This is a genomic window from Phycicoccus avicenniae (assembly GCF_050496545.1).
Classification (GTDB): Bacteria; Actinomycetota; Actinomycetes; order Actinomycetales; family Dermatophilaceae; genus Phycicoccus; species Phycicoccus avicenniae_A.
Genome location: NZ_JBNVZV010000035.1, coordinates 25,171 through 36,469, shown reverse-complemented (window position 1 = coordinate 36,469; position 11,299 = coordinate 25,171). Strand labels below are relative to the sequence as shown.

Below are 11,299 nucleotides of genomic sequence, written 5' to 3'. Positions count from 1 at the left end.
GCCCCCCCCCCCCCCCCCCCCCCGCTTCTGGAGCGAGCGGACCGCCTTGACCCGGTCGGACCGGGGGTTGGTCAGCACTCGGGGGTCGCTCAGGCGGAGGCCTTGGCGGGCTCGCGCGCCGGCTGGTTGGCCTTGGCGATCTCGACGAGCGCGGCGAACGCGGCCTCGTCGTTGACCGCGAGCTCGGCGAGCATGCGGCGGTCGACCTCGACCTCGGCGGCCTTCAGGCCCTGGATGAACCGGTTGTAGGTCATGCCGTTGGCGCGGGCCGCGGCGTTGATCCGCTGGATCCAGAGGCGACGGAAGTCACCCTTGCGGGCCCGGCGGTCGCGGTAGGCGTAGCCGAGGCTGTGCTGGACCTGCTCCTTGGCCTTGCGGTAGAGCCGCGAGCGCTGCCCGCGGTAGCCGCTGGCCCGCTCGAGGACGACCCGGCGCTTCTTCTGGGCGTTGACCGCCCGCTTCACGCGTGCCACGTGAGTTCTCCTTGCTGTGCTTCGTCAGTACGTGGGATGGGGAGGCCTCAGCGGCCGAGGAGCTTCTTGACCTTGGAGACGTCCGCCTTGGAGACGAGCACGTCCTTGGAGAGGGCCCGGGCCTTCTGCGGGGTCTTCTCGTGGAACTTGTGGACGTGGCCGGCCTGCTCGCGCATGATCTTGCCCGAGCCGGTGACCCGGAAGCGCTTCTTGGTGCCGCTGTGCGTCTTGTTCTTCGGCATGGTGCCGATCTCCTTGCGTGGTGTGCTGTCGGGAACGGGGGGCGGGGGTCAGTCCGCGTCGGTCGCGGTGGCCGGGGCCTCCGCGGGCGTGGCTGCCTCGACCTGCTCGGCCGCCTCGTCGGACGCGGTGACCTCGTCGGTCGCCTCGACCGGCTCGGCCGCCTCGTCGGCGTGGGCGCCCTTGGCCTCGTCGCGCTTCTTGCGCTGCTCGGCCATCGCCTGCGCCTTCTTCTTGGTCGGCGCGAGGACCATGACCATGTTGCGGCCGTCCTGCTTCGGCTGGGACTCGACGGTGCCCAGCTCGATGACGTCCTCGGCGAGGCGCTGGAGCAGCCGGAACCCGAGCTCGGGGCGGGACTGCTCGCGGCCGCGGAACATGATCGTCACCTTGACCTTGTCCCCGCCGTTGAGGAACCGGACGACGTGGCCCTTCTTGGTGCCGTAGTCGTGCGGGTCGATCTTCGGGCGGAGCTTGATCTCCTTGATGACCGTGTTGACCTGGTTCTTGCGTGCCTCACGGGCCTTCATGGCGGCTTCGTACTTGAACTTGCCGAAGTCCATGAGCTTGGCGACCGGCGGCTTCGCCATCGGTGCGACCTCGACGAGGTCGAGGTCGGCCTCCGCCGCGAGACGGAGGGCGTCCTCGACGCGGACGATGCCGACCTGCTCGCCGTTCGGGCCGACCAACCGCACCTCGGGAACCCGGATGCGGTCGTTGATGCGTGGCTCGCTGATGTGCTTCTCCTTCGTCACGTCCTGCGATCGTGTGGCCGCCGGGGACGAGGAAGGCTCCTCGCACCGGGTGCAGAGGAGCCTCGTTCCGACCGGTCGGCAACGGGAGGCCGCGGCACGCCGGAGGGCGCGCACGACGTCTCGTCGCGGACCGGGAACCCGGCGACCATGCTGGTCGACGCGGGTGGAAGCGGGGCTTCTCTTGCGCACCACCCCCGCAGGGGCGGTCGGTCAACACACGAGGCTACCAGCCCCGGGCCCCGCTCCCGAAATCGTCCGCCCTGCTCAGAGGATGCGGAAGGCGAGGCCGTCGACGCGCGCCCGGAGCTCGCCGTCGGTGGCGAGGCGCTCGCCGACCCGCGTCGCGACGGCCCGCACGTCCTCGGCGCTCAGGCCCGGTGCGAGGGTGAGGACGACGCCCAGCACCCCCTCCCCGGCCGGGGCGCCCTCCTCGAGCGCGTGGGCGGTGACGGCCGGCTCGGGCGCCAGCGCGGAGGCGACGGCCCGCTCGACGAAGGGGTCGGTCGGCGCCGGCTCCCAGGCGCGCTCCTGGGCCAGCGCCCAGAGCATCGAGGGGCGCAGGACCCGGGTGGCCGGGCCGGCGACGTCGAGGACGAGGACGTCGCAGCCCTCGGAGACGGCGGCCTGTGCCGCGCGGGCCGGGGTGACCGGGACCGGGCGGGCGGCGGGGTCCCAGGCCGCGAGCGCGTCGGTGCCCGAGAAGACGGGCAGGGCGCGACGGCCGTCGGGGGCGACGAGGGTGACCGCGGCCATGTCGACGCCGGTCTCGACGGCGTGCTCGCCGCTGTCGTCGACCCCGGTCGGCTCGGCGACGACGGGGACGAGGAGGCGGGCGGCCTCGAGGGCACGCATCAGCGTGGTGTCGTCGGCCTCGCCCGTCGCGGCGGCGCGCAGGGCGGGGTCGGCGGCGCCGGTGTCGGCCTCGAAGCCCGACGGGCTCAGCTCGCGTCGCTGCCAGGGGGTTCCGGCGGAGTCCGCGGCGACGGGGTCGGCGGCGGGCGGCTCGGGCTCGGGCGGTCGCATCCGGGGAACGCTACCGACGCCGGTCAGGCGGCGGCCCGGGCGGGGTCGGCCGGAGCGGTCCGGCGGGACCGGGCCCGGGTGGTCGTGACCAGCAGGCCCGCGAGCGCGACGACCACCCCGATCGCGGCGATGGCGACGAAGCCGGCCGCCCAGCCCGCGTGGTCGATGACGTAGCCGGCCGCCGGCGCCCCGAGCGCCATGCCGGCCGTCATCGACGAGCCGTGCCAGCCCATCGCCTCCCCGCGCGCGGTGGCCGGGACGGCCTGGCTGACCTGGTCGATGGTCGCGGTGATGGTGGGCGCGCAGAACAGTCCGGCGACGAAGGCCAGCGCGCCGAGCGAGAGCGGCCCGCCGGCGAGCGCGAGCGGCGCGGTGAAGAGGGCCAGGCCGCCGAGCAGCCAGAACGCGTTGACCGAGCGGTGCAGCCCGCCGTAGACGAGCCCGCCGAGCAGCGACCCCAGCCCCCAGACGGCGAGCACGAGGCCGATGCTCGAGGCGGCGCCGACGTCGCGCAGCGCGGCGACGACGGCGATGTCGGTGCCGCCGAGGACGACCGTGCACGCGGCGGCCCCGAGCAGGACGAGGACCAGGCCCGGGCGGAACCAGCTGCTGCGCGGCGGCGCCGTGGCACCCTCCCCCTCGCCGTCCGGGGCGCGCAGCACGGGGTCGGCGACCCAGAGGAGGACACCGGCGAGGACGGCGCCGGCCTGGATCACGAGCAGCACCAGGTCGGTGCGCCACACCGTGGCCGCCCACACCCCGAGCGCCGGGCCGGCCATGAAGGAGAGCTCGACGGCCACCGCGTCGAGGGAGATGGCGGTGCGGCGGTCCTCACCCGGCACCGCCGTGATGACCGCCTGCCGGATGATGCTGAAGGTCGGGATCACGAAGAGCCCGGCGAGGGTGGCCAGCGCGAGCAGCCACCAGTAGCCGACGAACGGGGCGACCGACCAGCAGAGAGCGGTGACGACGAGCGACGGCGCGACGACCTTCCGCAGGCCGCGCCGGTCGAGCAGCCGCCCGCGCCACGGCCCGGAGACCGCGATGGCGACGGTGGCGGCCCCGGCGACCACGCCGGCCTCGCCGTAGGAGCGGCCGAGGTCGTCGACGACGTGGAGGGTGATGACGATGCCGCCGGCGAAGACCGGCACCCGCACGAGCAGCCCGAGCAGCAGCGCACGGCGCAGGGCGGGCACCGCGAGGACGCGGCGGTAGCGGGTGATCACCCGAGAATGCTCGCACCCGGCACCGACGCCGGGCACGCCGGTTTCGGCCGGGTCAGGGTCGCCCGGCGGTCTCGAGCGCCTCGGGGAGGGTGAACGCGCCGCGGTAGAGGGCCGACCCGACGATGGCCCCCTCGACGCCCTCGCCGACGAGCGTGCGGACCGCGGCGACGTCCTCGAGGGTCGAGATGCCGCCGGAGGCGACGACCGGGCGGTCGGTGCGCGCGCAGACGTCGCGCAGCAGCTGCAGGTTCGGGCCCTTCATCATCCCGTCCTTGGCGACGTCGGTGACGACGTAGCGCGCGCACCCCTCGGCGTCCAGGCGGGCCAGGGTCTCCCAGAGGTCGCCGCCCTCGCTGGTCCAGCCGCGGGCGGCGAGCGTGGTGCCGCGGACGTCGAGGCCGATGGCGACGCGGTCACCGTGCTCGGCGATGGCGCGCGCGGTCCACTCCGGGTCCTCGAGCGCGGCGGTGCCGATGTTGACGCGGCGGCAGCCGGTGGCCAGGGCGCGGGCGAGCGACTCCTCGTCGCGGATGCCGCCGCTCATCTCGACGTCGATGTCGAGCCGGCCGACGATCTGGGCGAGCAGCTCGGCGTTGGAGCCGCGGCCGAAGGCGGCGTCGAGGTCGACGAGGTGCAGCCACTCGCTGCCCTGCTCCTGCCAGCGCAGGGCGGCCTCGACGGGGTCACCGAACTCGCCGCCGCTGCCGGCGACGCCCTGGACGAGCTGGACGGCACGTCCCTCGACGACGTCGACGGCGGGCAGCAGCTGGAGGCGGGGCTGGTCGGTCACGGGGGCCAGTCTGCCGGGAGCCCCGACGCGCCCGCCGCCCGGTCCATCCCCCATCCGGTTCGAGGTGGAACCGCACCCCCGGACGGCCCGGCATCACCTCGACCCGTCCGGGGTGCTCGGCGTCAGAGCGAGCGGACCCAGTTCTCGAGGAGGGCCAGCCCGGCCTCGCCCGACTTCTCGGGGTGGAACTGCGTCGCGGCGAGCGGGCCGTTCTCGACGGCGGCGACGAACCGCTCGCCGTGCGTGGCCCAGGTGACCCGCGGCGCGACCACGTCGAAGGCGTCGCCGCGCGGGACGAGGTCCCAGGAGTGCGCGGCGTAGGAGTGGACGAAGTAGAACCGCTCGCGCTCGATGCCGGCGAAGAGCGTCGTGCCGTCGGCGACCTCCACCTCGGACCAGCCCATGTGCGGGACGACCGGTGCGTGCAGGCGCGAGACGGTGCCCGGCCACTCCCCCACGCCGGCGACCGGGGCGGCGCTCGGCTCGCTCGACCCCTCGAACATCACCTGCATCCCGACGCAGACGCCGAGCACCGGCCGCCCGCCCGCGAGCCGCCGGTCGATGACGTACGGCCCGTCGGCGGCGGCCAGCCCGGCCATGCACGCGTGGAAGTTGCCGACGCCGGGGACGAACAGCCCGGATGCCCCGAGCGCGGCGTCGCGGTCGGCGGTCAGCGTGACGGCGGCGCCCACGTGCTCGAGGGCGCGCACGGCCGAGCGGATGTTGCCGCTGCCGTAGTCGAGGACGACGACGTCTGCGCTCACCGGGTCTCCCGGGCCCCGTCGGTCGCCGGGCCACCCCAGGCGGCCTCCCACTCGGCCCGGTGCTGGGCCTCGTCGGCGACGAGCCGGTCGAACATCAGGACGCCGCGCATCGACGGCTCGACGTCGCTGGCGCCCGGGCAGTCGCCGTTCTCGAGGAGCTCGCGGCCGGGGAGGCCGAGCATCCCGAGGAGGGTGACGAGGACGTCGAGGGGTGTGCCGTCGCCGGAGCGCAGGACGCCGGCCACGTCGTCCGGGCGGACCCGGCCCCCGGCGCCGGCGGCGGCGAGCAGGCTCGGGACCCCGAGGCGTGGCAGAGAGGGCGTCTCGACCACCCCGACGCGCGGCTGCCAGACCACCCACTGCTGGGCCCGGCGCACCCCGGCCGGCTGCAGGGTGACGACGGCGCGGCCCGCGAGGTCGAAGAACCCGAGGACCGGCCGACCCCGCCGGGGCGCCGGGCGGGCGGCCAGCACCTCGAGCGCGGCGTCGAACGGGGCGGCGCTGCGGGCGCCGTCGTCGGAGACCGTGACGCCGGTCCAGCCGTCGAGCGGGGCCATGGTGGCGGCGACCAGGCCGGTGCGCAGCCAGCGCCCGACGGACGCGGGCGAGCGCCGCACGAGGAGCAGACCGTGCCCCGTGCCCGAGCGCGCGTCGGCGGCCACGGGGTTAGAGCGCACCCTTCGCGCTCGGCACGCCCTCGACGCGCGGGTCGCGGGCGACCGCGGCACGCAGGGCGCGCGCGAGCGCCTTGAACTGGGCCTCGACGACGTGGTGGGGGTCGCGGCCGGACAGCACGCGCACGTGCAGGGCGATCTGGGCGTGGAAGGCGAAGGACTCGAGGACGTGGCGCGTCAGCGAGCCGATGTAGTGCCCGCCGATGACGACGTGCTCCTGGCCGGCCGGCTCGCCCTCGTGGACGACGTACGGGCGCCCGGCGACGTCGACGACGGCCTGGACCAGCGCCTCGTCGAGCGGCACGGTGGCGTCGCCGAAGCGGGAGATGCCGGACTTGTCGCCCAGCGCCTCTCGGACCGCCTGGCCCAGCACGATCGCGACGTCCTCGACGGTGTGGTGGGCGTCGACGTGGGTGTCGCCGTCGGCGCGCACGGTGAGGTCGATGAGCGAGTGCTTCGCGAGCGAGAGCAGCATGTGGTCGTAGAACGGCACACCCGTGCTGACCTCGCCGCGGCCGGTGCCGTCGAGGTCGACGGTCACCTCGACGGTGCTCTCGGACGTGGCCCGGCGCACCGTGGCGGTGCGGTGGGTCTCGGCGGTGCTCACGAGGCTGCTCCAACGTGGGTCGGGACGAGGGCGGCGAGGGCGTCGAGGAAGGCGGTGGTCTCCTCCGGCGTCCCGGCCGTGACACGAAGATAGTGCGGGATGCCGACGTCGCGGACGAGGACACCCCGCTCCAGGAGTGCCTGCCACGTCACGTGGCTGTCGGCCAGGCCCCCGAAGAGGACGAAGTTGGCGTCGCTCGGCACCGGATCGAGCCCGAGCGCGGTGAGCTCGGTGACGATGCGGTCGCGCTGGTGCTTGACGACGTCGACGGTGTCGAGCATGAGGTCGGCGTGGGCCAGGGCGGCCCGGGCCACGGCCTGCGTCGGGGTGGACAGGTGGTACGGCATCCGGACGAGGCGCAGGGCGTCGGTGAGGGCGGGGTCGGCGGCGAGGTAGCCCAGCCGCCCGCCGGCCAGCGCGAAGGCCTTGCTCATCGTGCGGGTGACGACCAGCCGCGGCCGGCCGGCGAGCAGCGTCAGCGCGGACGGCGTTCCGGGACGGGCGAACTCGGCGTACGCCTCGTCGACGACGACGAGCGCGCCGTCGGCGGCGTCGTGCACGGCGACGACGGTGTCGAGGTCGAGCGCGGTGCCGGTCGGGTTGTTCGGCGAGCAGAGGAAGACGACGTCCGGCCGGTGCTCGCGCACCTGCGCGACGGCGGAGGCGGCGTCGAGGTCGAAGGCGCCGGCCCCGGCGACGCCGCGCATCCCGTCGACCCACGCGGTGCCGGTGGTCGTCGTGATGATCGGGTGCATCGAGTAGGCCGGCGTGAAGCCGAGCGCGGTGCGGCCCGGGCCACCGAAGGCCTGGAGCAGGTGGAGCAGGACCTCGTTCGAGCCGTTGCCGGCCCAGACCTGGTCGGCGGTCACCGGTGTGCCGCTGCGCGACAGGTACGCAGCGAGGTCCTCGCGCAGGGCGGTGAACTCGCGGTCGGGGTACCGGTTCAGCCCGCGGGCGGCCTCCTCGACCGCGCGGGTCATCGCCTCGACGACGACGTCGGGCACCGGGTACGAGTTCTCGTTCGTGTTGAGCGCGACGGGGACGTCGAGCTGCGGTGCGCCGTAGGCGGTCCGTCCCCGGAGGTCGGCGCGCAGCATCGAGTCGACGGTGGCGCGGGGGTCCATGCCGGTGAGTCTAGGAGGCCCCCGGTGGGCGGGTGCGGGGCGACCACCGTCCGGCCGCCGCCCCGCATCCCCTCCGGCCTCGGTCAGAAGTCGTCGTCGAAGGTGACCCGACCACTGACGCCGACCTGGTAGGCCGACACCCGCCGCTCGAAGAAGTTCGACAGCTCCTGCACGTCCTGGAGCTCCATGAACGCCAGCGGGTTGGCCGACCCGTAGAGCGGCGCGATGCCGAGCCGCTCGAGACGCCGGTCCGCGACGTGCTCGAGGTAGGAGCGCATGTCCGCGGTCGAGAGCCCCGCCACTCCCCCGCCGAGCAGGTCGTCGGCGAACTGCGCCTCGGCGTCGACGGCCTCGGCGACCATCCGCCGCACGTCGTCCTCGAACTGCTCGTCGACGAGGTCCGGCTCCTCCTCGCGCGCGGTGTCGAGGACGTCGAACGCGAAGGCCATGTGCATGCTCTCGTCGCGGAACACCCAGTTGGTCCCGGACGCGAGGCCGTTGAGCAGGCCGCGCGAGCGGAGGAAGTACACGTACGCGAAGGCGCCGTAGAAGAACAGCCCCTCGATGCACGCCGCGAAGCAGACGAGGTTGAGCAGGAACGCTTTCCGGTCCTCGCGGGTCTCCAGTGTCCGCAGGTCGGCGAGGCTGTCGATCCACCGGAAGCAGAAGTCGGCCTTGGCCTTGATCGACGGGATGTTCTCGACGGCCGCGAACGCCTCGTGCCGCTCGCGCTCGTCGGGGACGTAGGTGTCGAGGAGGGTCAGGTAGAACTGCACGTGCACCGCCTCCTCGAACAGCTGCCGCGACAGGTAGAGCCGGGCCTCGGGGGCGTTCACGTGCTCGTAGAGGTTGAGCACGAGGTTGTTCGCGACGATGGTGTCGCCCGTCGCGAAGAAGGCCACGAGCCGCTTGACGAGGTGCTGCTCGGCCGGGCTGAGGCGGTGCAGGTCGGCGAGGTCGGAGTGCAGGTCGACCTCCTCGACCGTCCACGTGTTCTTGATGGCGTCGCGGAAGCGGTCGTAGAAGTGCGGGTAGCGCATCGGCCGCAGCGTGAGGCTCATGCCGGGGTCGAGCAGCAGCGGGGTCTCGGTCGTGGTGGTGGTGGCGGTCACTGGCAGGCCTCGCAGCTCTCGGGGTTCTCGAGCGAGCAGGCGAGGGCCTCCTCGTCGGTGGGGACGGGGGTGGTGGGGATGGTTGCGGCGGATCGGTTCTCGGAGACCGTCGCCTGCTGGATGCGCGTCGCCGGCCGCGAGCGCAGGTAGTACGTGGTCTTCAGGCCCGACTTCCACGCGTGGAGGTACATCGAGGACAGCTTCCCGATGGTCGGGCTGGCCATGAAGAGGTTGAGCGACTGGCTCTGGTCGACGTACGGCTGGCGCGCGGCGGCCATCGCGATGAGGGCCCGCTGCGGCAGCTCCCACGCGGTGCGGAACAGCGTGCGGACGTCCTCCGGCAGGTCCACGAGGCCCTGCACCGAGCCGTCGGCGCGCTTGACCGCGTCGCGGGTCTGCGCCGTCCAGAGGCCGCGCGCCTTGAGCTCGCGCACGAGGTGGCCGTTGACCTGGAGGAACTCGCCCGAGAGCGTCTCGCGCTTGAAGAGGTTGGAGACCTGCGGCTCGATGCACTCGCCGCAGCCGGCGATCGACGCGATGGTCGCCGTCGGCGCGATGGCCACGACGAGGCTGTTGCGCAGCCCGTGCTCGGCCACGTTCTCGCGCAACCGGTCCCAGCGCTCGGGCTGGGTCGGCACGGCATCGAAGTGGTCCGGGTGGAGGACTCCACGGGCGGCGCGGGTGCGGCGGAACGCCGGGTGCGGACCGCTCGCGGCGGCGAGCTCGCTGGAGCGCTCGAGGGCCGTGAGCAGCACCTCCTCCGCGATCCGCGTCGAGAGGTCGAGCGCCTCCGGCGAGTCGAAGGGCAGCCGGAGCGCGAAGAGCACGTCCTGGAGCCCCATGTACCCGAGCCCGACCGGGCGCCAGCGCGGGTTGGACGCCGCGGCCTGCTCGCTCGGGTAGTAGTTCACGTCGACCACGCGGTCGAGGAACGTCACGGCCGTGCGCACGGTGGCGCGCAGCTTCTCCCAGTCGACGTCGGAGCGGTCGGCGGTCAGGTGGCGCGAGAGGTTGACCGACCCGAGGTTGCAGACGGCGGTCTCGTCGTCGCTGCTCACCTCGAGGATCTCGGTGCACAGGTTGGAGAGGTGCACGACCTGGCCGGGCTCGGCGGTCTGGTTGCAGGCCCGGTTGGCGGCGTCCTTGAACGTCATCCAGCCGTTGCCGGTCTGGGCGAGGGTGCGCATCATCCGGCCCCACAGCTCGCGGGCCGGCAGCTGCCGCACGACTCGGCCCTCGCGCTCGGCGGCGCGGTAGGCCTCGTCGAACTCCTCGCCCCAGAGGTCGGTCAGCCCCGGCACCTCGCTCGGGTCGACGAGGCTCCACGGCTCGTCGGCCTCGACCCGGCGGAGGAACTCGTCCGGCAGCCAGTTCGCGAGGTTGAGGTTGTGGGTGCGGCGGGCGTCCTCGCCGGTGTTGTCCCGCAGCTCGAGGAACTCCTCGACGTCGGGGTGCCACGGCTCGAGGTAGACGCACGCGGCGCCCTTGCGCCGGCCGCCCTGGTTGACGGCGGCGACGCTCGCGTCGAGGGTGCGCAGCCAGGGGACGATGCCGTTGCTCGTGCCGTTCGTGCCGCGGATGAGGGCGCCGCGGCCCCGGACCCGGGAGAAGGCGATGCCGATGCCGCCGGCGAACTTCGAGAGGCGGGCGACCTGCTGGTAGCGCTCGTAGATGGAGTCGAGCTCGTCGCGCGGGCTGTCGACGAGGTAGCACGAGCTCATCTGGGTGTGGCGGGTGCCGGAGTTGAACAGGGTCGGGCTGCTCGGCAGGTAGTCGAGGCGGGCCATCAGGCGGTACAGCTCGAGCGCCTCGCGGGTGCTGGTCGCCAGCCCGCAGGCCACGCGCAGCAGGAAGTACTGCGGCGTCTCGAGGACGAGGCGGGTCGTGGGGTGGCGCAGCAGGTAGCGGTCGCACACCGTCCGCAGCCCGAAGTACTCGAAGAGCCGGTCGTTCCCGGGGTCGACGGCGCGGTCCAGCTTGACCGCGTTGGCCGCGACGAACGCGGCGGTGGCGTCGCCGATCAGCCCCTCGGCGTGCCCGAGCGCGACCGACTGGCTGAAGGACGCGACGCCGTGGCCGCGCACCTCCTTGTCGACGTAGCCGGCGAGCAGGCGGGCGGCCAGGCGGCTGTACTCCGGCTCCTCGCCGATGAGCTCGGCGGCGGTCTGGATCGAGAGGCGGTCGAGCTCGGCGGTGGTCGCGCCGTCGTACAGGCCGCTGATGGTGCGGGTCGCGACGCGCAGCGGGTCGACCTCGGCGAGTCCGTCGCTGACCCGCTCGACGGCACGCACGATCTTCGTGACGTCGACGGGCTCGGGGTCGCCGTTGCGCTTGCGGACCTGCATCGCGGTGCGGTGCGGGGCGGGCGCCTCGGGGGCGTCCGGGGTGGTGGTCGCCGGGGCGGGGCCCTCGGTCGTGGTGGTCATGCTCTCTCCTCGCGAGCTCGATGGACCGGCCGCGAGCGCGCGAGGGGTGACGAGGACGAGGGGACGACGCAGCGGCCGGCGGTGA

At 73.9% G+C, this 11,299-nt stretch carries 12 protein-coding genes; all 12 read right to left on the bottom strand.

The window, feature by feature from the left end; translation table 11 throughout:
- Positions 1-89 precede the first annotated feature (89 nt).
- Positions 90-473: a 50S ribosomal protein L20 gene (gene rplT, locus ACQZ2A_RS20040; RefSeq protein WP_430214524.1), complete on the bottom strand. Its 384-nt coding sequence runs from the start codon at positions 471-473 to the stop codon at positions 90-92.
- A gap of 47 nt (positions 474-520) precedes the next feature.
- Positions 521-715 carry a 50S ribosomal protein L35 gene (gene rpmI, locus ACQZ2A_RS20035; RefSeq protein ID WP_204129855.1) on the bottom strand — a complete coding sequence of 65 codons (195 nt, stop codon included), beginning with the start codon at positions 713-715 and terminating at the stop codon, positions 521-523.
- A gap of 48 nt (positions 716-763) precedes the next feature.
- Positions 764-1,468 carry a translation initiation factor IF-3 gene (gene infC, locus ACQZ2A_RS20030; RefSeq protein ID WP_430214523.1) on the bottom strand — a complete coding sequence of 235 codons (705 nt, stop codon included), beginning with the start codon at positions 1,466-1,468 and terminating at the stop codon, positions 764-766.
- Positions 1,469-1,732: 264 nt separating this feature from the next.
- The gene (locus tag ACQZ2A_RS20025; protein ID WP_430214521.1) at positions 1,733-2,491 is read right to left on the bottom strand and encodes an SseB family protein; all 759 of its coding nucleotides are present in this window, start codon (positions 2,489-2,491) and stop codon (positions 1,733-1,735) included.
- Positions 2,492-2,514: 23 nt separating this feature from the next.
- Entirely contained in the window at positions 2,515-3,717 is a 1,203-nt protein-coding gene (locus ACQZ2A_RS20020; protein ID WP_430214520.1) for an MFS transporter, read from the bottom strand.
- A 52-nt stretch (positions 3,718-3,769) separates the two neighbouring features.
- On the bottom strand, positions 3,770-4,507 hold the full coding sequence (gene priA / locus ACQZ2A_RS20015; protein WP_430214518.1) for a bifunctional 1-(5-phosphoribosyl)-5-((5-phosphoribosylamino)methylideneamino)imidazole-4-carboxamide isomerase/phosphoribosylanthranilate isomerase PriA: 738 nt from the start codon (positions 4,505-4,507) through the stop codon (positions 3,770-3,772).
- Between the two features lie 122 nt (positions 4,508-4,629).
- Positions 4,630-5,271 (bottom strand): imidazole glycerol phosphate synthase subunit HisH, encoded by a 642-nt coding sequence (gene hisH / locus ACQZ2A_RS20010; protein ID WP_430214517.1) that lies wholly within the window; start codon positions 5,269-5,271, stop codon positions 4,630-4,632.
- Positions 5,268-5,933 (bottom strand): hypothetical protein, encoded by a 666-nt coding sequence (locus ACQZ2A_RS20005; protein WP_430214515.1) that lies wholly within the window; start codon positions 5,931-5,933, stop codon positions 5,268-5,270. The genes hisH and ACQZ2A_RS20005 overlap by 4 nt, the downstream gene beginning before the upstream one ends.
- A gap of 4 nt (positions 5,934-5,937) precedes the next feature.
- Positions 5,938-6,552, bottom strand: a complete 615-nt coding sequence (hisB, locus tag ACQZ2A_RS20000; RefSeq protein ID WP_430214513.1) for an imidazoleglycerol-phosphate dehydratase HisB — start codon at positions 6,550-6,552, stop codon at positions 5,938-5,940.
- Complete coding sequence (locus tag ACQZ2A_RS19995) at positions 6,549-7,676, bottom strand: histidinol-phosphate transaminase (protein ID WP_430214511.1); 1,128 nt, start codon at positions 7,674-7,676, stop codon at positions 6,549-6,551. Before ACQZ2A_RS19995 ends, hisB begins: the two co-directional genes overlap by 4 nt.
- Positions 7,677-7,759: 83 nt before the next feature.
- On the bottom strand, positions 7,760-8,788 hold the full coding sequence (locus tag ACQZ2A_RS19990) for a ribonucleotide-diphosphate reductase subunit beta (protein ID WP_430214509.1): 1,029 nt from the start codon (positions 8,786-8,788) through the stop codon (positions 7,760-7,762).
- Positions 8,785-11,214 (bottom strand): ribonucleoside-diphosphate reductase subunit alpha, encoded by a 2,430-nt coding sequence (locus ACQZ2A_RS19985; protein ID WP_430214507.1) that lies wholly within the window; start codon positions 11,212-11,214, stop codon positions 8,785-8,787. Before ACQZ2A_RS19985 ends, ACQZ2A_RS19990 begins: the two co-directional genes overlap by 4 nt.
- Positions 11,215-11,299 lie beyond the last annotated feature (85 nt).